Source organism: Geothermobacter ehrlichii, from assembly GCF_008124615.1.
In the GTDB taxonomy this organism is placed as follows: Bacteria; Desulfobacterota; Desulfuromonadia; order Desulfuromonadales; family Geothermobacteraceae; genus Geothermobacter; species Geothermobacter ehrlichii.
In genome coordinates, this window is record NZ_VNIB01000006.1 from 174,099 (window position 1) to 197,735 (window position 23,637).

The window sequence follows — 23,637 nt, forward strand, 5'->3', positions numbered from 1 at the left end:
GGATTGTTGCGGGATATTTTCTGCTTGCCACAACCCAAAAAGGGAACTATAGTTCCTTTTATGGGAACGAAGAAGACGAGAACAACCAGTCTGGGCGATGCCCTGTTTACCAAGACCCAGCGCCAGGTTCTGGGGTTGCTGTTTGGCCACCCGGATCGGAGCTATTACGCCAAGGAAATTGTCAGACTGGCAGGGATGGGGGTTGGCAGTGTACACCGCGAACTTGAGAAACTCGCGGCCGCGGGCCTGCTGACCGTCAGGCAGGTCGGCAATCAGAAACATTACCAGGCCAACGAGAGATCACCGATCTTCGAAGAACTGAAGGGAATCGTGCGGAAGACGTTCGGTCTGGCGGACGTCCTGCGAGCGGCCCTGGCCCGTTGCGGGGACAGGATTGTTCTGGCCTTCATCTACGGGTCGGTTGCCAAAAGCACGGATCACGCCGGCAGCGATATCGACCTGCTGATCGTATCCGACGATTTGGCTTATTCCGAAGTGATGACCATTTTGGCTGATGCTGAAACCAGGTTGGGGCGAACGGTCAATCCGACCATCTACAGCCTCGAAGAGTTTCGGAGCAAAATGGCGGCTGACGACAGCTTTGTTGCCCGTGTTGTCCGGCAACCCAAAATCTTTTTGATCGGGTCGGAAGATGACGTTACCGCAGCTTGACAAGCTTGTTGCCATCGGGCAATTGAAGGATGGGGACAAAAAAAGAGGTGGCGGTGTGAGGCGTTACAAGCCGTATCCGAAATATAAAGATTCAGGGGTGGAGTGGCTGGGTGAAGTGCCTGAACATTGGGATATTAAACCACTTCTTGCTGTTTCTGTTGAGCGCAAAGTCAAGAATACAGGCAACATCGAAAATAATGTTCTCTCGCTCAGTTACGGGAAAATTATTAGGCGATCTGTTGACACGGATTTCGGCTTATTGCCAGCCTCGTTTGAAACCTACCAGATAATCGAGCCTGGAGATATAATCCTTCGTCTGACTGACCTACAGAACGACCAGCGAAGCTTGAGGACCGGGTGTGCAAAAGAGCGGGGCATAATCACATCTGCTTATCTTTGTTTGCGCCCTAGCAATTCGGTCGACTCTCGCTATCTGCATTATTTGCTACACGCCTACGATATCCAGAAGATTTTTTACAGCATGGGCGGTGGTGTTCGTCAGTCTATGGGGTTCGGCGACCTGCGGCGGTTGCCTGTGACAATTCCCGTCTCTGACGAACAACAAGCCATCGCCGCCTTTCTCGACCGCGAAACCGCGCGCATTGACGCGCTGATTGAGAAAAAGCAGCGCCTGATTGAGCTGCTGAAAGAAAAGCGCCAGGCCATCATCACCCAGGCCGTGACCAAGGGGCTTGACCCGAATGTGCCGATGAAGGATTCCGGGGTCGAGTGGTTGGGGGAGGTGCCGGCGCATTGGGAGGTTTTGCCACTTAAACGCTTAGTATCAAAAATAGTGTCAGGGACAAGCGTGAATGCTATAGATAAACCAGCCGAGAATGGAGAGTTGGCTGTTTTAAAAACCAGTTCTGTTTACTCTGGTAATTTTGAAGCAAACGAAAACAAAACGGTCGTTGAAGAAGATCTACACCGAGTAAGTTGCCCCGTCGTAAAAAATACCCTCATCGTCAGTAGAATGAACACCCCAAGCCTTGTTGGAGCGGCGGGTTATGTGAGCGACGACTACCCCAACATTTATCTTCCCGACCGTTTATGGATGGTTTTTTTTGATATATCAGTTGTTCCTCAATTTGTCCATTACTGGACAATGACATCAATTTACCGAACGCAAGTGGAGATGGTTTGTGCCGGCACAAGCTCTAGTATGCAAAACATCTCCCAAGGTGATTTTTTGGGATTCTATTTAGCCATACCTCCAAAAGCTGAACAGGGAAAAATCGTCGAGAGACTGACAAAACAATGCACACAAATCTGTAAATTGATTACAACTCTTGAATTTAGTGTCAATCTTCTCAAAGAACGCCGCGCCGCGCTCATCACGGCTGCTGTCACCGGCCAGATCGACGTCAGGGGGGAATAACTATGAGTCTGTCCGCCAGCCCGCACCACGAGGTTCACTTCGAAGACCACATCGTCGAGCAACTCGCCGCGCAGGGCTGGCTTGTCGGTGATGCCGGCAATTACGACCGTGTGCGGGCGCTCTATCCCGAAGATGTCATCGGCTATTTGAAAGACTCGCAGCCCGAAGCCTGGGCCAAACTGGAAAAGCTCAACGGCACCACCACCGAAAAAATCGTCCTCGACCGGCTGGTGAAGGCGCTGGAGAAGGACGGCACCCTCGAAGTCATCCGCCGGGGCGTCAACCTGGTCGGCGCCGGGCGGGTCATCCTCTGCCAGTCGCTGCCGGAGGACGATCGCAACGAGCAGGTCATCCAGCGCTACCAGGCCAACCGGCTGCGGGTGGTGCGCCAGCTCAAATACGCCCCCGACCGCGAGTGGTCGATTGATCTGGTCTTTTTCATCAACGGCATCCCGGTGGCCACGGCGGAACTGAAATCGGACTTCACCCAGTCGGTCGAGGACGCCATCCGCCAGTACCGCACCGACCGCAAACCGAAGGACCGGCAGAGCGGCCTGAGCTTCCCGCTTCTCACCTTCAAGCGCGGGGCGCTGGTGCACTTTGCCGTTTCGACCTCGGAAATCTACATGACCACCCGCCTGGCCGGGGCGAAAACGATCTTTCTCCCCTTCAACCGGGGCAACGACGGCGCGGCAGGCAACCCGCCGGCGCAGGACGGCACTTATGCGGTCAGCTACCTGTGGGAGCAGATTCTCCAGCCCGACAACTGGCTGCGCATCTTTCACCGCTTCATGCTGCTGGAGAGAAAGGAGAAGCAGCACGCCGACGGCCGGCCGTACATCGCCGAAACGATGGTCTTCCCCCGCTTCCACCAGTGGGAGGCGGTCACCGCGCTGATCGACACCGTGCGCGAAGAAGGTCCGGGACAGCGTTACCTGGTGCAGCACAGCGCCGGTTCCGGCAAGACCAACTCCATCTCCTGGACCTGCCACGAGCTGATTCGCCTGCGCCGGCCCGACGGCGGCAAGTATTTCGATTCGGTCATCGTCATCACCGACCGCACGGTGCTCGACGCCCAGTTGCAAGAGGCCATCCGGCAGATTGACCACCAGATGGGGGTGGTGCGGGCCATCGACCGCGAGGCGAGCCCGCTGCCGAAAAGCCGGCAGCTTGCCGAGGCACTGCAGCAGCGCACGCCGATCATCGTGGTGACCCTGCAGACCTTTCCCTACGCGATGGAGGCGATTCTCTCGGAAACCTCGCTCAAGGACCGGAACTTCGCCCTTGTGATCGACGAGGCGCACAGCTCGCAGACCGGCTCATCGGCCAGCAAACTGCGGGCGACGCTGGCGCTCGACAAGGACGAAGACCTGGCCAGCATGACCTCGGACGAAATCCTGCTGCGTCTGCAGGAGGTGAAAAAGTTTCCGCCCAATGTCTCCTACTTTGCCTTCACCGCGACGCCGAAACATTCGACCCTGACCCTGTTCGGCCGCCCGGCCGATCCGGGCAAGCCCCTGTCGAAGGAGAACCCGCCGCGTCCCTTCCACATCTACAGCATGCAGCAGGCAATCGAGGAAGGCTTCATTCTCGATGTGCTGCGCAATTACGTCTCCTACCGGGTGGCCTTCCGCCTGGGGCAGGCTTTCAAGGAAGACAAGCGGGTCGACGCCAAACAGGCGCGACGCAACCTGGCCAGGTGGCTGTCGCTGCATCCGACCAACGTGGCCCAGAAGGTGGAGCTGATCGTCGAGCATTTCCGCTCGACGGTGGCGCATCTGCTCAACGGTCAGGCCAAGGCGATGGTGGTGACCGGCTCGCGCGCTTCGGCGGTGAAGTACAAGCTGGCCTTCGACCGCTACGTCAAAGAGAAGGGCTACCAGGGCATCAGGGCGCTGGTCGCCTTTTCGGGCAAGGTCCCCGGCGGTCAGGTCGACGCGACGCTGGCGGGCGAGGAATTCGACGAGAACAACATGAATCCTGGTGTCAGGGGGCAGGATCTGCGCCGCGCCTTCGACACCGACCAGTATCAGGTGATGCTGGTCGCCAACAAGTTCCAGACCGGCTTCGACCAGCCGAAACTGGTGGCGATGTACGTCGACAAGAAGATCTCCGGGGTCGACGCGGTGCAGACCCTGAGCCGCCTCAACCGGATTTACCCGGGCAAGGACCGCACCTACGTGATCGACTTCGCCAACGATCCGCAGGAGATTCTCGCCGCCTTCCGGCTGTTCTACAAGGAGGCCCGCATCGAGGATGTCCAGGACCCGCACATCGTCTACGACATCAAGGAAACCCTCGACAAGGCGCTGATCTACACCCCGGAAGAGGTGGAGCGCTTCGGCGCGGAAATCACCCGGCCGGAGCCGCGCCAGGCCCAGTTGATGGCGATCACCGACCCGGCGACCCAGCGGTTCAACGGCCGGCTGAAGGAGCTGAACGAACAAATCGAGCAGCACGAGCGCGAATTCCAGCGCTGCCACGCGGCGGGTGACGAGGCCGCCGCCGCGGAAGCCGATCTCAAGCGCGGCGAGGCAACCAAAAAGCGAGATGCCCTGCTGAAGTTCAAGGAAAACCTGGGCAAGTTCGTGCGCATGTACGAATATATCGCCCAGCTGGTCGAGTTCGGCGATCCGGAACTGGAGGCCTTTGCCGGTTACGCCCGGCTGCTGCGCAACCGCCTGAAGAGCATCAATCCCGAGGAGATCGACCTGAAAGGGCTGCAGCTGACCCACTATGCCGTCCTGAACGACGGCAAGCTGGACGGGATCGCGGCGGAAAAGCAGGAGGACTGGGGCGTCCTGCGCCCGGTCACCGGGCTGGGCTCGGGTGAGCCGCGCGACCGGGAGCGGACCTTTCTTTCGGAGCTGATCGAAAAACTGAACGAACTGTTCGGTGAGGGAATCACCGACAAGGACAAGGTGATGTTCGCGGTGCACATCAGTGAAAAGCTGCGCGAGAACGAGACCGTCATGGCCCAGGTGCAGAACAATTCCCGCGAGCAGGCCCTGAAGGCCGACCTGCCCGAAGCCGCCACAGATGCCATCGTCGAAGCGCTGGCGTCCCACAAGTCAATTGCCGAGCGGTTACTCTCCGATGCTGGAGCACAAGACCTGTTCTATGGGTTGTTGTATGACATTCTAAAAAAGACAGATGCGGCCAAACTGCTACAGGAAAACCTGAAAACGGAAACCGCCTAAACAGGACGCCAGCGGCAGTTCAATCCGCGTTTCTCAATAACGTTCGGGCAAATAGACACCTTAGTGATTAAAGATGCCGCCGAACTTCTTCCGTAAAGCGAAGACCTGCTTCGGGAGCAGGGGGGGGGCGCTGGTTCGAATCCAGTCATCCCGACCACTACAACCACCTGATTCCTCAGGTTGACATAAGAAAGCCTAGCTATTTCACCGCGTCTCTTCGACGAACGATGAAAATAGCTAGGCTTTTTATTTAACTTGCGGCCCCGAAGGTAGACAAATCGGTACAGACGGGGGTCGCTCTAGGCGGACCTGATAGCTGGCAGACGATATTTGTCTGAGGCTGTTTTCTAGCTGGCTCCGGCTACCTTTGCAAACAACGTATCCTTGATGGAACGGATTTCGTCGACCACATCGCCCCCGATATCGAAAGGTGAAACCCCCTTGAGGTCCGCTTCCCTGACTACATCGCTCAGAGAGACCAGGCCCAACAGTTCGATATCCTGTAAGGCGCCGGTGATAAAGCGGCCATCGGCCTCGTCCCGTATTTTACTGCCGACGACGAAGGTATTCTTGATGCCTATATCGCCGGCCAGTCTCTTTATCTGCTCGGCGGTCTGAACACTTCTGCGGCCAGGCTCGACGACGATGATCAGGGCATCCACCGACTCTGCGGTCCCCCGGCCCAGATGCTCGATGCCGGCTTCCATGTCCATAATCACCACGTCGTCTCTCTCGATCAGCAGGTGCTTCATCAGCCTCCTGACCAGCGTATGCTCCGGACAGACACAGCCCGTACCGCCCTGCTCAACCGTCCCCATCGACAGCAGCCTCACCCCTGCGTGCTCCAGGCAGTACTTTTCCGGCAGATCGTCCACCTTGGGATTGAGGATGAAGTAGGAACCGCTGCCGCTTGCCTCGGTGCGCTTTTCGGCCTCCTCCTTCATTTTCGCAATCGGGGTTATCTTTCTGAATTCCGCCTCGGAGATGCCCAGGGCCGAGGCGAGGTTGGCATCCGGATCGGCATCGATGGCCAGAACGCGATGCCCTTCTGCGGCCAGAAGCCGCGCCAGCATCCCCGAGATGGTCGTCTTGCCGACCCCGCCTTTGCCGGTAACCGCTATTTTCATGGGAAAACCTCTTACAGTAAATCGGGGTCAGGGCCTGTGCGCCCTGACCCCGATGGTTGAAAAATCAGATTCCTAATCCCTGACGTCTTTCCTTGATCACATCAAACAACTTGTCCGCAGCCTTCACAGGATCGGTTTCGACGATGAAGTAACCGCCCAGGGCCTCCTTCGCCGTTTCGGTCAGAAACTTCACGACTTCGCTCGAACCCGTGATCTGAGGGGTGATTCCGATGTGGGTCGGAAGGCCCAGAGCGACGCTCCAGGTGCCGATGGCCACCGCCTTCTCGGACATCGCCTCGGGGGCCGAAGCGACCAAGGGCAGCTTGTCCAGGTCGACTCCCAGCTTGTCGGCTATGGCCACGGCGACATTGGCCGCCCTGGTGGTATCGACGCAGGATCCCATGTGCAGCACCAGCGGCAGGGGGCCTTCGAGGCCGGCGGCCTGGCCGACGGCGGTCAGGACCCCTTTGAGCCCGTCCCCGGCGTAGGCTTCAGTGGCCTCCTGGGTCATTAGACCGTTCTTGGCGAAGGCCCCGGAGGCGCAGCCGGTGGCCAAGATCATGACGTTGTTCCGCGCCAGCTCCTTGGCGATGGTCATGAAGTTGTTGTCCTGGGTTGCCCGCGGATTGCCACAGCCCACGAAGAGGGCAATGCCCTGGATGCTGCCGTCGACGATGTTGTCGATGATCGGTTTCAGGGGATCCTCGGCGTTGAGCTTGCTCAGGGCCCCGATGAGGGCTTCGGCGCTGAATCCGGCAATGGCGGTCTGCTTGTGGTTCGGAATATGGACCGGACTGGAGCCCCGCTTCTTAAATGCTTCGATGGCCAGTTCGACAGTTTTCCGCGCATCTTCGAGGGCGGTTTTTTCCTGGAACTGGATATGAGTTGCGCCGGGGATCTTGTTCTCGGCCATGGTGGTGATGACCTCGGTGTGGTAACACTCGCTGATCTTGGCCACCGAAGGCATGATGCACTGCACATCGACCACCAGGGCGTCGACGGCACCGGTGACCAGGGCGAGCTCCTGGGAGAGGTAGTTGGTCGCCAGGGGGATGTTGTGGCGCATCATGACCTCGTTACCGGTACAGCAGATGCCGACGATATTGATCCCTTCCTTGGCACCGGCCTTCTTCGCCTCTTCGTTCATGCCGATGGCCACGTCGCAGACGACTTCGCTCAGCAGAGGATTGTGCCCGTGCAAGGCGATATTGACCGCATCCTCCTTCAGCACCCCGAGGTTCGCCGAGCTGATGACCGGCTGGGGCGTGCCGAAGAGGGCATCGGAGAGCTCGGTAGCCATATACATGCCGGTATAGTCGGCGAGGGCCCCCTTGATTCCGCCGAGCAGGAGGTTGACCGGGTCGGCATCGCAGCCGACGTGGGTACGTCCCATGATCTGGGTGACAACAGCATCGATGTTATGCGGCATGACCCCGAGCTGGACCAATCTGTCGACGCGCTCTTCGGTCATGGTTTCCTTGGCCCAGTTGCAGGGGATGGAGGCCTGCTGGCGCGAGAAATCGTCCAGGGTCGCTGTGGCGACCTCCCTGGCGATCTGCTTGATATCCTTACCCTCAGGGGCGAGATGGAGGCGTTCGGCGATCCTCCTGAGTTTATCTTTGTCCTTGATGCTGTAGGCCGGAGCGTGGTCGTCGGCGACCTCCAGCAGGCACAGAGCGATATGGCGGCCATGCTCGGAGTGGGCCGCAGCCCCGGCGGCCATCATCCGGATCAGGTTCCGGGCCACGATGGTATGAGCATCAGCGCCGCAGACCCCTCTTTGCGGTCCATTACCAAAGGGATCGATGCGGCAGGGCCCCTTCCAGCAGAGGCGACAGCAGACACCCAGCTCGCCGAATCCGCAATGGGGCTTCATCGCTTCATAGCGATCCCAGACCGTTTCAATGCCCTCTTTCTTGGCGACCTCAAGCAACTCATTGGCGGAAGCATCGATGGTTTTCTGATGGCTCATGGCATTACCTTTCGAATGAGATATGTTTCTGGGTTTGCGCAAGCTCTCTGGCCCTGGCGGCATGGAGCTTTCGGCGATACTCATCGATATCGACCAGCATGATGGCGCCGGTAGGACAGGCTTCAACACAGGCGCAAGAGCCCCCTTCACTTTGCATCGCCGTCCCGATGCAGAGGTCGCACTTTTTCGCGACCCCCCGGTTGGTGCGGCCATCAGTCTCCCCACTCTCATCGGTCTTTACCGTGATGGCGCCGAAGGGACAGACCATGACGCAGAGCTTGCAACCGACGCAGCTGCCCTCTTCGATCTTCACATGACTGCCGTCCTGAAGGATCGCCCCGGTCGGGCAGGCGTGGGCACAGGGCGCATCCTCGCATTGCCGGCATTGCATGGGAACAATGGTGTCACCGGCCTGAATGACCTTGTTGCGAGGCCGCAGCTGCAGCCCCTGCGCGACGGCCGATTGCAGATCGCAGCCGGCATGAACCGTCGCACAGGCCAGTTCGCAGTTCTTGCACCCCAGACATTTTTGTGGATCAGCGTAGATAATGGGGTTCTCGATGGTTTTCTTCATCTCGGATTACCTCCTTGCTCCTTTTGGACTTCCATATCTTCGATGTAGAGCTCCTTGCCGCCAACAATCTCTACAGATGTGCTTTCGCACTCCGGGCACCGAAAGCGAAACTCTCGGATACGGAACTCCCTGGAGCAGTCGCCGCACTGGCCCGTCAGCGGAACCTGCTCTATGAGGAGCTCGGCTCCTTCGACTACGGTCCCTTCGGCGAAGACCTCAAAGCAAGCCGTCAGGGTCATCGGTTCCACCGCCGTCAATTCACCGACCTTCAACTTCACCCGGACAACCTTCTGGATCTTGTGCTCCGCCACCTTGGCGCGGATGATTTCGAAGAGGCTGCCGACTATCGCCGTCTCGTGCATGGATCCTCATCCTTAGACTGCCGTCCGTCGCATGGTCCTGCAGACAGCGAGGGATCTTCCACTGAACTCCAACTTAAGGCAGGGCGGAGAAAAATTCTGTCACCTAGCCGACACTTCGAAGAAAAATCGCTGGCGGGGAGATCCCCTGGCAGCCGTCGGCGACGGGGAACAGAGAAAGCCCCTTCGCAGGTGTCGCAGCTACCTCTCCGTGCAGGAGATACAGGGGTCGATGCTGTTGATGATCAGCGGGATGTCGGAGACCTTGTTGCCGATCATCATCACCCCCAGGGCATCCCAGTTCATATAGGTGGGTACCCGCCACTTGAGCCGTTCGGGGGTGTCCGAACCGTCGGTGCGCAGATAGTAGATCAGCTCCCCGCGCGGGGCTTCACTCTTGGCCACCGCTTCGCCGGCGGGGATTTCCGGCATGATCCCGATCCAGGTGGGCCCTTGGGGCATATCTTCGAGACATTGCAGGATGATACCTACCGCCTCCTGCGCCTCCCTGAGGCGGACCATGGCCCTGGCCAGAACGTCGCCGGACTGCTCGGTCTGGACCTGAAAGTCCAGCCTGTCATAGGCCGCATAAGGGCTCTTCTTGCGCACATCGTAGGCGATGCCCGAGCCGCGGGCCACCGGGCCCACGAGGCCGTATCTAACCGCCTCTTCCTTCGGCAGGATGCCAACCCCTTCGGTACGCATGCGCACGAAGGGGTTCTCGGTATAGAGGCGATAGATCTCTTCCAGAGGTTTCTTCATCCTCTCCATCTGGGCCTTGAGATATTGGCTCTGTTCGGCCGTCAGATCGTATTTGACCCCGCCGATGCAGTTGGCCCCCAGGTCCATGCGGTTGCCGTAGATGCTTTCCTTGACGTCCTGCATGATCTCGCGGGTTTCCATCACGTGCATGAAGAGGGAGTCAAAGCCGATGATGTGGGCCATGATGCTGCAGTTGAAGAGGTTCGAGGAGATGCGCTTGATCTCGTCGGCGATGACCCTCAGGTATTCGGCCCGTTCGGGAATGCGGATTCCGGCGATGCTCTCCAGCGCCATGCAATAGGTGCACGGGTGATTGTTGGAGCAGAGGGAGCAGAGCCGTTCGGTCAGGGTGATGTTCTGATAGAAGTTGCGCTTCATCGCCAGAAATTCCATCCCCCGGTGAACATGGCCGGCGGTGATGTCGAGCCCGACGACGGTCTCGCCCTTGACCTCCACCTTGAAATACATGGGCTCTTCCAGAGCCACATGAAGCGGCCCTACGGGTATGGTGTAGGTGCTCATTTCTCCTCCTTTCCAGCGGCCGCGGCCATGACTCTCTCCCAGAGGGTCTTGCTGCCGGCGCCGTTGGTCATGGTCGAAAAGGGAATCAGCTTATCCATCACCCCCTGCTCGATACTCTCGTCGAGGAAGAGCCTTCTGGGATTGGGATGGCCGATGACCTCGATGTCGTACAGCTCCATGAGCTCCCTCTCGTTCCAGTCGGCGTTGCGGAAGATGGGGGTGATGGAAGGGACCTGGGGTCGCTCCTCCGCCAGCTCGATGGTCACCGTCAGGGTGCTGCCGTCAAGGTCGAAATGGTAGGCGATCTCACGAGGAGCGCCCTGCTGCTGGTCCCGTCTCTTGTACGCGGTGACCGTGCTCAGCCTTCCGCCCATTTCGGCAACCACCCGCGCCGCCCCCTCGATCTGGGCACTGTCGGGCAGCCGGCACCAGCCGGTGACCACGCCCTTGTAGTCGGTGCGCCAGGAGAGGCTGAACCCTTCGCCGATGGCCGCCGTCAATTTTTCTGCAACCCGATGCTGTAGAGCACTCATCTCTTATCTCCCTCCGACACTCTGTTTGAGGCGACAATCAGGGCACAAATCTCTCAGCTTCTCGATGTCCCTGTTGGTCTCCCGGTAGGCGATCTTCATCAGCTGGGGAGCGACGGGCACCATGGGGTCGCCGCACCGGCTACAGGGGACGTAGCCGACGACCCCCTTTTCAACATAGCCGTACTTCTCTTCCTGCCGGTGGGCCATGTGCCAGTCCTCCGTCAAGCGGATGGCCTTGGTCTGGCAATAGTGTTCGCACAACCCGCAAAAGGCACAGCTGTTGTGCCAGAGGACAAACTCGAGGCCGCTCTTGTCCGCCGTCTCTTCTATCCTTATGGCCCCGGCGGCGCAGACGTGTTCACACATCCTGCAGCCGACGCAGGCCGAGGCGTCGAAACGGATTTTGCCCCGCAGGCCCTCGGGGGTGAAGGTCTCCCCATGGGGGAAGGGGTCGGTGGAGGGCCCCAGAATCAGGTTGCGCGCCAGTATCTTTAGAAACGAAAACATGCTCGACCTCCCCTACAGCCTGGTTGCCCAGATCTCGATTGCCTCGGCGATGCCCTCAATGATGGCCTGGGGCCGCGGAGGACAGCCGGGGACATTGACGTCGACGGGCAGATACCGGTCGATGGGCCCTTCGATGGCGTAGCTGTCGCGGAAGACGCCACCGGAAATGGGACAGATGCCGACGGCCACGGTCACCTTGGGATCCGGGATTTCCGCGTAGAGGCGCAGGACCTTCTCCTTGACCCGGGCGGTCAGCGGCCCGGTCACCAGAACGATGTCGGCATGTTTGGGACTACCGCAATATTTGCAACCGAGTCGCTCGACATCGAAGCGGGGGATGCAGGCGGTCGTTGCCAGCTCGACGTCGCAGCCGTTGCAGGAGCCGGCGTTGATGCGATAGAGCCAGGGCGATCTCTTGGCGATGCGTTTCAACATGTTCTTCATCTAATTCCCCTCAGATTCCGATTAGCACCATGATCAGACTCGCCGCCCCCAGGGCTTCGGGCCACTTGAAGTAAAAGCTGAAGGCCTGGTCGATCCTCAACCTGCCAGTAGCGGTCCGCACCAGGGTGACGGCGAGAAGCATCAGGAGCAGACATTTAAAGGCGAACCAGAGGAGGTTGATGAGAGCACCTCCCCCTACCCCTGCCGGGAAGAAGAGGGTAACCCCCAGCCCCAGGATCACGACCATCTTCAGGGCCGACATGAGATTGAACATGGCCAGGGCCGGCCCCGAGTATTCGAGCAGAGGTCCCTCGAGAATTTCCGACTCGGCCTCCGGGATATCGAAGGGCGCAACCCCCAGATTCGCCGGGATGAAGAGCAGGTAGGCGAGGAAGGCCGGCAGCATGGTGTAGTCGAAAAGGAGCGGCCCGTTTGCCTGCTGAAAGCGGACGATCTCGGTGAGGGAAAAGGTGACCGTTTTCCCGGTTGCCGCCCCCACCTTGAGGGCAACGCTCAACAGCACCAGCAGCAGCGGCCCCTCGTAGGCGAGCATGATCGACATCTCGCGGGAAAAGCCGATGGAGCCGAAGGGATTACTGGAGGCGGAGCCGCCGATCATCAGCGCGAGGGCCGGCAGCACCAGCAGGTAGAGCAGCACCAGAAGGTCGCCGAAGGCATCACCGTTCTCGTAAACCCCGCTGATGGGGATCAGCATGACTGCAAGCGCAACGCCGGTGAACCCCAGCAGCGGAGCCCACTGGAAGGCCTGACGCTGGGCGGTTTCTGGAACGAGCGAGTCCTTGCGCAACAGCTTGACCAGGTCGATGAACGGCTGGTGAAGCGGGGGACCGACCCGACGCTGCAAGCGGGCCACGACCTTACGGTCGACCCCCTTCAGCAGCAGCCCGAAGGCCAGGGCGAACAGGCCCCCGGGGAAAACCAGCAGGTGAAAAAACGGGCTCAGCATCTCCATCATGGTTATCTCTCCCTATCCGAATGGGCCTTCCAGGCGACCAGCCTGATACACTTGAGGACCAGCGCCTTGGGCGACTCGTAGAGGTTGCTGGCATTGACATGGCTCAGGCCGGGCTCCAGGTCGGTCACGCCGCAGGTATGCGCCTTGGTGTAGCGGACCCGCCCGTTGCCGAGAGCGTAGAAACCCTTTGCGCAGAGAAGGACCACCACGGCCAGGAGGGTCATCAGACCGGGATTCCACCCACCCGGGGCGAGAAGCCGCCCGAAAAGCGAGACGTCGAGGGGGACCAGGCCCAGAGCCGTCTCGATCGAGGCGATCGGGGTCAGCAGCAGACCGGGGAAGATTCCGAAGAGGATACACAGGAAGGCCAAAAGGACCATCGGTGTCAGCATCGTCGCCGGGGCCTCGGTTACATGCTCCAGTTCCCGCGACAACTGGCCGAAAAAGGCGGCATGGAGGAATTTGACAAAGGAGGCCAGGGTCAGAACGCTGGCGGCCATGGCGAGCAAGGCGAGGAAGACATGCCCTCCCTCCATGGCGGCCTGGTAGATGAGCCATTTGGAGGTAAAGCCGTTGAGCGGCGGCACCCCGGCAATGGAAAAGGCCCCGATCGCAAAGACCGCCAGCGTTATCGGCATCTTCCGGCCGATGCCGCCCAGCTGGTCCAGGTTCTCGACCCCGGCCTTGACCATAATGGCTCCGGCAACCAGGAATAAGAGGTTCTTAAACAGCATGTGGTTGACCAGATGGAGCAGGCCGCCGGCCACCCCCAGGGAGGTGCCCAGGCTGACCCCGAGGATGATATAGCCCATCTGGCTGACGGTATGATAGATAAGCAGCCGCTTCATGCCGCTCTGCACCAGGGCCAGGGCCGCCGCCATCAAGGTGGTCAGGCCGCCCACACAGGCCGCAACATACATCAATCCGCTCATGCCGCCGGCCATGCCGATATTGCCGATAAGAGCGACACCGCCGAAGACATAGAAGAGTTTGGCCATGCCGAAGGGCGCGCTCTTCAAGAGCACCGAAGAGATATAGCCGCTGACCGGCGTCGGCGCGGTCGGCGGATGCATCTGATAATCGATGCGAAAAGGGAGCATTGCGCCCTTCATCATGAAGCCGAGCAACATCAGGATCAGACCAAGGGCCAGCAGCCCGGTCGGCAGGGCGCTAAGGCGGCCGGCCAGCTCGGCCATCGCAAAGGTGCCGGCATTGGCGGCGAGGACAAGCAGCCCCAGGAACATCAGACTGGCGCCGATATAGTTGAAAAGGAAGTATTTGAACCCTTCCCGGAGCGCCTCCCGGGTCTCCTCATGGATAATCACGAAGTAGAGGGTCCAGCTGCTCATGATCTCCCAGAAAACAAAGAAGTTGAAGAGATCCTTGCTCACCGCCACCCCCAGCAGGCCGCCGATCATCAACACGAAGAACATGTAGAAGCGGCCCTGGGCGTGACCGTGGGACATGTACCCCAGGGAATAGAGCAGATTCAAAACGCCGATAAAGGCGATCAGCAGCGCAAAACTCCAGGAAAAGATATCCAGGGCGTCCGAGGCGGCAAACACGGCGACCATGGTGGCAACCATGGTCGCCACCGCCAGCCAGCCGCTGACCGCTGCCGAACGCTTGCCCACCAGGTAGACCAGGAGTCCGCCTAGCATCGGAATGACTACCATCAGGGGCCAGGCAATGGACAGATCGGGAATAGCGGTCAGCGCCATCCCGCCCCTGGCGGCGATCAGGTCGGCCACCGGTCTTACCAGCCCCAGACTGAATTGGGGGAAGAGGCCGTTGAAGATGCAGAGTCCGGTCAAAGCCAGGATCGGGGCGAGCATGCTTGCCGGCACTTCTTTGAGGGCAGGCCCCTGGTATTTTTCGAAAAAGAGGATTCGCACCAGGCGCAGGTAGTAGATGCCGCCGAGCACGCTGCCGAACAGAATCAGGGCGGCCAGGGCAACCTGCCCCGCCTGTACGCTGGCATAGAGCATCAGAAACTTGCTGATGAAACCGTTGAACGGCGGCAGTCCCATGATGGCCAGGACGCCGATGCTGAAACACGCCGAGGTGACCGGCATGACCCGGCCGACCCCCTTGAAGCTGTCGATATCCTGGCGTTTCAGGCGGAAAATCAGGGCGCCGACCGCGAGGAAGAGCAGGTTTTTCATGATCGCGTGGTTCAGGACGTGCAGCAGGGAGCCGGCGATGCTGAGGTAGGTGCCGAGGCCCAGCACCGCCACGATCTCCCCGACCTGGGCCATGGTCGAGTAAGCCAGCATGCGCTTGATATCTGTCTGCCGCAGGGCCATGACCTCCCCGTACAGGAGAGTCAGCGACCCCAGGACGGAAAGGGCCAGGCCGAAGGTCGAGAAGCTGCCGCAGCTCCCCAGGCGGGCCAGGAGGCCGACGCCGAATACCGCGAAGAGGATCTTGGTAAGGCCGTAGACGCCGGCCTTGGTCAATATCCCCGACATGGGGGCGGAAATGGAGGAGGGGGCGACGGGGTGGGCGTCAGGCAGCCAGCTGTGCAGCGGCACCAGGCCGGTCTTGACCCCCAGACCGACCATGAAGGTGACCAGCACTGCCGCCATCAGGGCCGGCGAGAGGAGGGGGGCCTTATCAGCGATCACCGACAGGTCAAGACTCCCCAGTTCGGCGTGCAAGGTCAGGATGCCGAAGTGCATCACGTAGGCGCCGGAGGTGCACATGAGGAAGTACTTGTAGCCGGCCCGGAGCGCCTTCTGCGTCTGCTCATGGATCACCAGGAAATAGGAGGTCCAGGTCATCAGCTCCCAGAAGACGTAGAAGTTGCCGAGCTCAGGGCTGGTCGTCAGGCCGAGCAGGGAGCCCAGCATCAGCAGGAGGAAGAAAAAGTAGCGGTTGCTGTGTGCCTTCCCCTTCATGTAGGCCGCGGAGTAAAGGACGACCAGCAGGCCGACAGCGGCCATGATCACCGCGAAAAGCCTTGACAGGCTGTCGATCCCGTCCGCCTGCCACGCCAGCGCCAGGGCCAGGGCGGCCAGGGCGATCGCCGCCCCGTTGCGCAGGCCGTGGGAGAAGCGCCCCAGCAGGTAGACGGCGAATCCGCCTACGTAGGGAACGAGGACCAGCAGCGACCAGGGAGATTCGAATTCGGGCACCCCGGTGTGCATTACGGACGGGAGCCACAGGGCGGCGGCCTTCTCGCTCCAATGGAGAAAGGGCTCCGGGAAGAGGCTCATGAAAATGGTGAGGCCGGCCAGCGCCAGCATCAGGACGGAAGCGACCGGGGCGGCGCGCAGTTCGCCGGCGATCCTTTTTTCTCCGTCCGTCTTTTCCAGGCAGACCTGCTGAATGATCCGCAGGTAATAGACCGCGCCGATGATGCTGGCAATCGTTCCGGCCGCCGCCAGCCACCAATGGCCGCCTTCGATGGCGGAGTAAATCACCAGGAACTTGCTGATGGAGCCCTTGAAGGGGGAAAGCCCCATCACCGAAAACAGACCGAAGCCGAAAAGGGTCGCCGTCAGGGGCATGCGCGCGCCGCTCCCCTTGAGCTGCTCCAGGCTGCTTGAGCCCGCCCCCTTGATCAGGCGCCAGGCGGCAACGAAGACCAGCCCGCGCATGACCACCTGATAGCCGAGGTGCAACACGGCACCGGAACCACCGACAAAGGTGCCCGTCCCCAGCCCCAAAAGAACAAAGCCGCATTCGGCGATGCTGGAGATAACCAGCACTCGGGCCAGATTCCCGACCTGCCTCAGCGCCGCCAGCTCCCCCACCAGCAGAATGATTGCACCCGTAAATGCAAACAAGGCTGCCCCATCGACCGCAAAGCCACTACCCATACTCCTGTCTCCTTAACCTAAGAAACGGATATTGATCCCGTAGAACACTCTAGGGGATGAGGAAGAGCATCTTCTGTCAGCTATCCGACAGTTTGAAAAAAAGTTTCAGGGGTGTTGTTTTCGAGGCGACTTGAGCAGATTCTACAGACCGTTCAGAAGGGATTTTTCCCGGCGGGAACCTCTGGGGGGAAAGGAGCCCAGAGGAGATGTGGCCACGAAATGGCGGGAGGTGGTTTTTCCTGCGCTGTCAGGTGTCGGCGGCCATCTCTTTCAGCCGCTCCAGGTCCTTGATCAGGAGGGTTCGGCGGTTCAGCTTTTCCAGAATGCCGGACTTTCGAAGGTCATTGACCAGGAGAGAGATCGTCTGGCGGCTGGAACCAATGACCAGGCCAATATCTTCCGTGGTCAGACCGAGCTGCAATTCGATGCCATGCGGCGTTGCAACTCCCGTGTCTTCGGCTGCGTTAACCAGAAATTCAGCGAGCCGCAATTGGGCATCTTTGAAAACGAGGCCATTGATGATGTTAAAGGAATTCTTCAGCAGATCACCGAGAACCTTGACCATGGTCAGGGAAAAAGCGGGTATTTCAGTGGTCTTTTTCCGAAAACTGGCGGCGTCCATGACGAGGATAGTGACCTCATCCATGGCCTGGGTGAGGGCCCTGGTATGGGTGCTGTAGATATCGCCAGGACCCAGTATCGACAGGGTGAACTCTTTGTCCTCATAGGCAAGATAAACCCTGACCCTGCCCGATTTTACGATGAATACCAGGTCCTCTTCGTCAACGGGAGAGCTGACTATGGACTTTCTGGCATAACACCTTTCCTTGAACTCCTTTAAGAATTCGTCATGTTCGGGCGCGGCGAGGGTTTCCAGCAGATTATGTTTGGTCAGCTTCATTTTGGTCGGCATAGATCTTACCCGTTCCGCAAGTATAGCCCCCCGAAGGAGGCATTTGGAAGTATATATGTTCGAGGGAAAAGGGAAAAGACTCTCTGAACATGTTGCTCTGGAGCGCTGCGAAAAGAGCAGTGTGACTTTTAGAGGACTTTTCCCCACGCCATCCAATCTAACTGTCCGGGACCTGACAAGCAGGCTGCGGATGGGACATAAACACCTAAAAATTCTTGACAACAACTAGCAAAAAATAGTACACAAGGCCGCACAGATGGCGGAACCGCTACCATCTGATTTCAGTTACTTACGCGTACCTACGCTTATTGTAGGGATTCCAGTCATCCCGACATTTCCCCACCATGCAGAAGCGGCCCCGGCCGCTTTTGTGTTTTCCGGAGGAGCCGCAATTGTCCCTCGCCATCGCTCTTGTAGCCGCCTACCTGATCGGCGCCATTCCGACCGGGGTCATCCTCGCCCGCCTGGCGGGCATCGAGGATATCCGCAAGGTGGGCAGCGGCAATATCGGCGCCACCAACGTCTACCGCGCCGCCGGCCGCAAGCTGGGCATCCTCACCCTGCTCGGCGACGCCCTCAAGGGCCTGCTGCCGGTGCTGGCCGTGCAGCTGTCGGGCCGCTTCGGTCCGGAGGTGGTCGCCCTGACCGCCGCCGCGGCCTTTCTCGGCCACTGCTACCCGGTCTACCTCGGCTTCAAGGGCGGCAAGGGGGTGGCCACGGCCCTGGGTATCCTGCTGGTCCTCTCCCCCCTGACCGTGCTCGGTGCCTTCATCATCTTCGCCGTCATGCTCCGGCTGTTCTGGTACGTCTCCCTCGGTTCGATCTCCGCCGCAGCGGCGGCTCCCGTTATGGTCCTGCTGTTCGAAGACCAGACCGCATCCTTCGCCGTCACCCTGTTCATTGCCGCCCTGATCATCTGGCGGCACCGGGCCAACATCGACCGTCTGCTCAAGGGAACGGAAAACAAGTTCCGGGCCTGACCGGAAGCAGGGACCGGCCCCGGCTTTGCCGGAACACCATCTTCCGCTTTACGCCCTGCCGCATCGGCGCCGATTCGATTGACCCAAGATTGGCAATTGTTTAGAATGACGGCGTTTTGAACGCGAACCCAGACCAGACAGAGCGCCCCGGCCGGCGACGCTTCAGGAGGATCCTCCTGCTGCTGGCGCTGCTGGTACCGGCCGTCATCGTTCTCGGCCTGACCTGGCGCTGTCTCACCTTTCTCGACACCGCCGTCGCCCCGGCCGGCGAAATCGTCGTCGACATCCCCCCCGGCAGCAGCCTCACCGGCATCAGCAACCGGCTGGCCGCAGCCGGCGTCGTCGGCGACGCCGCTGCCTTTCGCCTGCTGGCGCGCTGGCGCGGAGTCAGCGGCCGGATCAAGGCGGGGGAATACCTGTTCCGGCAACCGGCTACGCCAGGCCAGGTTCTCGACCGGCTGGTCGCCGGCGATGTCCGCCGCTACCGCTTCACCGTGCCGGAAGGATTCACCCTCAAACAGATCGCCGAACGGTTTCAAAAGCAGGGCTTCGGCACGACCGAGGCCTTTCTCCGGGCGGCCGCCGACAAACGACTGCTGGCCCGGTACGCACCCGGCGCCCCCAGCCTGGAGGGTTATCTCTTTCCCGAGACCTACACCATCGACCGGGCGGTGACGCCGAAGAAGCTCCTCGTCGCGATGCTGGAAGAGTTCAGGCGGCGGCTAACGCCCGACATCCAGGCCGCGGCGCTAAGACACGGCCTGAACCGCCACCAGCTGGTGACCCTGGCATCCATCGTGCAAAAAGAGGCGGGCAAGAAAGAGGAGATGCCGCTGATCGCCGCCGTCTATCACAACCGACTGCGGCGCAACATGCCGCTGCAGGCCGACCCGACGGTGATCTACGGCATCCGGGACTTCGACGGCAACCTGACCCGCAGGGATCTCGCGACGCCGACCCCCTGGAACACCTACACCCGCAGCGGGCTGCCGCCGGGTCCCATCGCCAGCCCGGGCCTGGACGCCCTGCGGGCGGCCGCCGAACCGGCCGCGGCGGACTATCTCTACTTCGTCGCCAAAGGAGACGGCACGCACGCCTTTTCGCGCACTCTGAAGGAACACAATCGCCTGGTACGGAAATACCAGTTGCACCGAAAAGGGAAACCGTAGCGGCGACACAACGGACACTCGTACCCGTTACGGCTCGCGACCCGTCACCTGCCGTCACTTGTCACTGCCTTGATCAGGGGGGAACGTGGTGGAAGAGAACCGCCCGCAACGCATTCTGATTGCCGAGGACAACAGCACCCTGGCCGAATCGATGGCGCAGCTGCTCGCCCGCCGAGGCTACCGGGTCGAAACCGCCGGCGACGGCGTCAGGGCCCTGGGCCGCATCGCCGCCGAGCCGCCGGACCTGCTGCTGCTCGACCTGCGCCTGCCGAAGCTGCACGGCGTCGAACTGCTGAAAAAGCTGCGCCAAAGCGGCAAGACGCGCGCCTTGCCGGTGGTGATCGTCAGCGGAGTCTACAGGGGCGAAAAATATCGGCAGGCGGTGGCAAAACTCGGCGTCAGCCATTACCTGGAGAAACCTTTCCGGGCGGAAGCCCTGCTGAAAGCCGTCAGCCGGTCTCTGCAATCGACGCCGGCCTCCGGGCCTCTGCCGCAGCTGCTGGTCCGTTATTTCCGGCAACGCTTCAGCGGCCGACTGCAACTCTCCTGCGATGGCCGACAGTTCTTTCTCGACCTGATTCGCGGCCGCCCGGTCGGACTTTCCCCCGGCGTGACACACGCCGACTTCGGCGCCTGGCTGCAACACCGGGGACGCATATCGGCCGAGGAATACGCCTGGTACCGGCACGCCGGACAGGGCTGCCACACCAGTCTGGTCGAACTCGGCTGTCTCGAATATCCCGAGCTGCTGCAGGAAAAACTGACCTGGCTGAGCAGCGAACTGGTAGCCGGCTTCGCCCTTCCTCCGCTCAGCTGCCGGACCGACCCTTTCCGGATTCCGGACAACCTGCAGGTGGTGGCGGTCAACCTCCCCCGCCTTCTCTACGAAGGCTATCATCATCACCCGCCGGCCGAAGACCCCTTCGTTACCCGGCTCGACCGCTACGCCGGCCTGACCGACGCCTACTTCCGGTACATCAACTTCCTGCGTCTCAACGAGGAGGAAAAGCGGCTGCTGGCGCGGCTGACCGGCGACCGGCGCCTGCGGGAATGCCTCGCCGGCCTCGATATCGGCCGGGCCCTGCTGCGGGTGATGAACGATCTGGAGATGATCACCTTTGCCGACAGCCCGCTGCCGGCGGCAACCGCCGGCGACCGGCCGCTCAGGGAGCTGTTCAACCAGCCGGACGACGAAATAGAACCGCCCGCCGACGACAGGCTCGAAAGCTTCGGCGACATTCTGGACGACGATGCGGTCGGCGAACTCGAAACGCCGGCATCCGAAGGGGAGCAGCCCGCCGGCGACAATTACCTGGCCGAGGAGGTGCGCCGTACCCATGCCGAGCTGAAGGGGAAGAACTACTACGAAATCTTCGGCATGCGCAGCGGCGAGTTCTCCTTCGACCTGCTCAGGGAGCGCTACTTCGCCCTGACCCGCAAGTTCGGCCCCGAAACCCTGATGCAGCTCGGCGGCGAGGACGCCACTCTGGCCGAGGAGATCCTGGCCCAGGTCAGTACCGCCTACAACACCCTGTCGGACGTGGTGAAAAAGGAGAACTACGACCAGATGCTCGGTTCCGACCGCATCGGACTCGGCGAAGAGGGTGACGACCGCTTCCAGGCTCAGGTGCAGTTTCAGTCGGGCAAGACCTTCCTCGAGATGGAAGAATGGGAAGAGGCGGAAAAGGCCCTGCAGGACGCCTGCAACATTGATCCGGACAACGGCGTCTACCTGGCCAATCTCGCCTGGGCGATCTACCGCAATCCGCAAAACCGGCAGAGCCGGGCGATGCGCGACAAGGCCCGGCAGCTGCTGGCGCGCGCCATGGTACTGGAAAAGAGTGGCGAAGCCTTCGCCTACAAGGGCTGGATGCACCTCGATGCCGGCCAGGAATCCCTGGCCGAGGCCGAGTTCACCAAGGCCCTCAAGCGCGACCCGCGCCAGCTTCTCGCCCGCAAGGGCCTGCGGGCCATCAGGGAAAAACGGGAACAGGAAAAGAAGGGGCTTTTCCGGCGGATGTTCGGGTAAATCCAGGCGTCAGGCTCTGGGCGCAGGGCTCTGGGCTCCCGGCTCCTTCCCTAGCGGATCAGCGCCATCGCCCGCGCCAGGGTGCGGATCAGCGCCTGGCCGGCGGTTTCGAGTCCAGGGCCGAAACTGACCACGCCGTCCTCGTGGCCGCCCATGACGATCACCCCGCAGTCCCGCACGGCGGGATCGGCGTAGAGCCGCCGCATCTCCGCCGCCATCTCCGGCGTTCCGTAGACGACGCGATGATCGGTAACCGGCAGTCCCAGGGCCAGGGCCGCCTGCCAGATTTCGGGCGAATGGGCGTGGAAAACGGCCCGGATCTGATGATCGGCCCCATAGAGCGCGCCGTGAGTCAGGGCCTCGGAGGAAGGACGGACGGGACCCTCGGACACCACCCGGTTCCGTGCCGGGTGGCACTGCCGCACCAGGGTGAAATGTTCGGAATTCAGCCGCGCCAGACCGCCGGTCTGGGTGCCGGTGATCAGAAACCGGCGCTCGGCAGGCTCGCCGGCGAAGGGACCGACACGGCAGCTGAGGTTGCCGTAGCCGACGCCGCCGTAGCGCTTCGGATCGAGACCGACGAGGCCCAGCCGGTAGAGAATCTGTCGCCAGGCGCAAAGGCCGGCGACCTCGTCCCACGCCGGAGGGACCCCATCGCTGTGGACAAGGTCGAACTTGATGACGCCGTCGGCCGCTCGGCTCATCCCCGCTCCCCCAGCCCCGGCAGTCCGAGCCGGAACGAAAAGCAGCAGCCTTCGCCTTCGGCGGCGTCGATCCAGACCTCCCCCTCGTGGCGACGGATGATGCGGGCGGCGATCGCCAGGTCGATGCCCGGCATGCGGCCGTTTGCCCGTTCACCATCGGCAGCCACCCCGGAAAGATCGTCCCCTTCGCCGCCGACAAAACCGAGGCCGTTGTCTCGAAAATAGTAGATGTCCCGGCCATCCTCATGCCGACAGCCGAGCTCGACGCGCAGCGGCCGCTCTGGATCGGCCGTCTTCCAGGCGTTGCGCATCAGGTTTTCCATCGCCAGCAGCAGCAGATCGGGGGCTCCGGCGACTTTCAGCTCCGGCGGGGCCACCAGCTCGGCGTCCGGCTTCGGCTGACGCCGTTGCCGGTCGGCGAAGGCCTGCCGGGCGCAGGCGGCCAGATCGACCGCATCGTAGCGCAACGGCTGGCTGGAAACCTGCGACAGGGCGAGCAGGGCATTGATGATGCGCTCCATCTTCTCGGCGCCGGCGACGATGTGGCCGAGCGCCGTATGGTTTTCGTCGCCGGCCATCTTCGCCTTCTCCTGCAGCGCCTGCCCCAGCCCGAGGACCGCCGACAGGGGGTTGCGCAGATCGTGGGAGACCATGTGCACCAGGACACACAACTCCCGGTCCATTGACTCCGGCCGACCCTCGCCATCGACGCGACCCGTTTCCGGCCTGGATGGTTGCCCGGCATGAAAAGCCGCCGCCGGGGACGACAGCCCGCGCAGCAGGGACAGGGAAAGAAAGAGCAGAAGCAGCAACAGCGGACCGGACAACAACATCAGCGTCGACATCGACACCAGCCCGGCCAGCCGGCAGAGAACCCCTCCCAGAAGAAGAACGAGCAGAAAGAGCTGCAGGATGAGTTTGGTGCGAACGCTCATGACATCACAACGACACAGGTTGGCAACGGATACGATTCTACCAGAAGAATCGTCCGA

The 23,637-nt window shown here is 60.9% G+C and carries 19 protein-coding genes; 6 read left to right on the forward strand and 13 right to left on the reverse strand.

The window, feature by feature from the left end:
• Window positions 1–60: 60 nt before the first annotated feature.
• From EDC39_RS08410 to EDC39_RS08420, 3 genes are read left to right on the forward strand one after another with little or no spacing between them, the layout of a single operon-like run.
• Window positions 61–672: a nucleotidyltransferase domain-containing protein gene (locus EDC39_RS08410; protein ID WP_148895932.1), complete on the forward strand. Its 612-nt coding sequence runs from the start codon at window positions 61–63 to the stop codon at window positions 670–672.
• A complete protein-coding gene (locus tag EDC39_RS08415) occupies window positions 653–2,050 on the forward strand; it encodes a restriction endonuclease subunit S (protein WP_148895933.1) in 1,398 nt (465 codons plus the stop codon). The genes EDC39_RS08410 and EDC39_RS08415 overlap by 20 nt, the downstream gene beginning before the upstream one ends.
• A 2-nt stretch (window positions 2,051–2,052) precedes the next feature.
• Window positions 2,053–5,250 (forward strand): type I restriction endonuclease subunit R, encoded by a 3,198-nt coding sequence (locus EDC39_RS08420; RefSeq protein WP_148895934.1) that lies wholly within the window; start codon window positions 2,053–2,055, stop codon window positions 5,248–5,250.
• A gap of 347 nt (window positions 5,251–5,597) precedes the next feature.
• Here the strand turns inward: EDC39_RS08420 and EDC39_RS08425 are convergent, their stop codons facing one another.
• The 11 genes from EDC39_RS08425 to EDC39_RS08475 form a co-directional block, all read right to left on the reverse strand.
• Complete coding sequence (locus tag EDC39_RS08425; RefSeq protein WP_148895935.1) at window positions 5,598–6,377, reverse strand: ATP-binding protein; 780 nt, start codon at window positions 6,375–6,377, stop codon at window positions 5,598–5,600.
• A 64-nt stretch (window positions 6,378–6,441) separates the two neighbouring features.
• Window positions 6,442–8,349 carry an anaerobic carbon-monoxide dehydrogenase catalytic subunit gene (gene cooS, locus EDC39_RS08430; RefSeq protein ID WP_148895936.1) on the reverse strand — a complete coding sequence of 636 codons (1,908 nt, stop codon included), beginning with the start codon at window positions 8,347–8,349 and terminating at the stop codon, window positions 6,442–6,444.
• 4 nt (window positions 8,350–8,353) lie between these two features.
• Complete coding sequence (locus tag EDC39_RS08435; protein ID WP_148895937.1) at window positions 8,354–8,923, reverse strand: 4Fe-4S dicluster domain-containing protein; 570 nt, start codon at window positions 8,921–8,923, stop codon at window positions 8,354–8,356.
• A complete protein-coding gene (gene hypA, locus EDC39_RS08440) occupies window positions 8,920–9,285 on the reverse strand; it encodes a hydrogenase maturation nickel metallochaperone HypA (protein WP_148895938.1) in 366 nt (121 codons plus the stop codon). Before hypA ends, EDC39_RS08435 begins: the two co-directional genes overlap by 4 nt.
• A 198-nt stretch (window positions 9,286–9,483) precedes the next feature.
• Window positions 9,484–10,566, reverse strand: a complete 1,083-nt coding sequence (locus tag EDC39_RS08445; protein ID WP_148895939.1) for a hydrogenase large subunit — start codon at window positions 10,564–10,566, stop codon at window positions 9,484–9,486.
• Complete coding sequence (locus EDC39_RS08450; RefSeq protein ID WP_148895940.1) at window positions 10,563–11,099, reverse strand: NADH-quinone oxidoreductase subunit C; 537 nt, start codon at window positions 11,097–11,099, stop codon at window positions 10,563–10,565. Before EDC39_RS08450 ends, EDC39_RS08445 begins: the two co-directional genes overlap by 4 nt.
• Window positions 11,100–11,102: 3 nt before the next feature.
• Entirely contained in the window at window positions 11,103–11,606 is a 504-nt protein-coding gene (locus EDC39_RS08455) for a 4Fe-4S dicluster domain-containing protein (protein ID WP_148895941.1), read from the reverse strand.
• A gap of 12 nt (window positions 11,607–11,618) precedes the next feature.
• On the reverse strand, window positions 11,619–12,050 hold the full coding sequence (locus EDC39_RS08460; protein ID WP_148895942.1) for an NADH-quinone oxidoreductase subunit B family protein: 432 nt from the start codon (window positions 12,048–12,050) through the stop codon (window positions 11,619–11,621).
• Between the two features lie 10 nt (window positions 12,051–12,060).
• Complete coding sequence (locus EDC39_RS08465) at window positions 12,061–13,026, reverse strand: respiratory chain complex I subunit 1 family protein (RefSeq protein WP_148895943.1); 966 nt, start codon at window positions 13,024–13,026, stop codon at window positions 12,061–12,063.
• Window positions 13,027–13,028: 2 nt separating this feature from the next.
• Window positions 13,029–16,817, reverse strand: a complete 3,789-nt coding sequence (locus EDC39_RS08470; protein WP_222862848.1) for a proton-conducting transporter transmembrane domain-containing protein — start codon at window positions 16,815–16,817, stop codon at window positions 13,029–13,031.
• Between the two features lie 280 nt (window positions 16,818–17,097).
• Window positions 17,098–17,763, reverse strand: coding sequence for a Crp/Fnr family transcriptional regulator (locus EDC39_RS08475; RefSeq protein WP_148895945.1), 666 nt, complete (start codon window positions 17,761–17,763; stop codon window positions 17,098–17,100).
• 344 nt (window positions 17,764–18,107) lie between these two features.
• Here EDC39_RS08475 and plsY point away from each other — a divergent pair, with 344 nt between their 5' ends.
• The 3 genes from plsY to EDC39_RS08490 all read left to right on the forward strand — a co-directional run bounded on the left by plsY (window position 18,108) and on the right by EDC39_RS08490 (window position 21,941).
• Complete coding sequence (gene plsY, locus EDC39_RS08480) at window positions 18,108–18,743, forward strand: glycerol-3-phosphate 1-O-acyltransferase PlsY (RefSeq protein ID WP_148895946.1); 636 nt, start codon at window positions 18,108–18,110, stop codon at window positions 18,741–18,743.
• A 116-nt stretch (window positions 18,744–18,859) separates the two neighbouring features.
• On the forward strand, window positions 18,860–19,912 hold the full coding sequence (gene mltG / locus EDC39_RS08485; protein WP_148895947.1) for an endolytic transglycosylase MltG: 1,053 nt from the start codon (window positions 18,860–18,862) through the stop codon (window positions 19,910–19,912).
• 88 nt (window positions 19,913–20,000) lie between these two features.
• Window positions 20,001–21,941 carry a response regulator gene (locus tag EDC39_RS08490; protein WP_148895948.1) on the forward strand — a complete coding sequence of 647 codons (1,941 nt, stop codon included), beginning with the start codon at window positions 20,001–20,003 and terminating at the stop codon, window positions 21,939–21,941.
• A gap of 50 nt (window positions 21,942–21,991) precedes the next feature.
• Here the strand turns inward: EDC39_RS08490 and EDC39_RS08495 are convergent, their stop codons facing one another.
• Together EDC39_RS08495 and EDC39_RS08500 are read right to left on the reverse strand one after the other, a co-directional pair.
• Window positions 21,992–22,645 (reverse strand): class II aldolase/adducin family protein, encoded by a 654-nt coding sequence (locus EDC39_RS08495; RefSeq protein ID WP_148895949.1) that lies wholly within the window; start codon window positions 22,643–22,645, stop codon window positions 21,992–21,994.
• Window positions 22,642–23,580 (reverse strand): sensor histidine kinase, encoded by a 939-nt coding sequence (locus EDC39_RS08500; protein ID WP_148895950.1) that lies wholly within the window; start codon window positions 23,578–23,580, stop codon window positions 22,642–22,644. Before EDC39_RS08500 ends, EDC39_RS08495 begins: the two co-directional genes overlap by 4 nt.
• Window positions 23,581–23,637 lie beyond the last annotated feature (57 nt).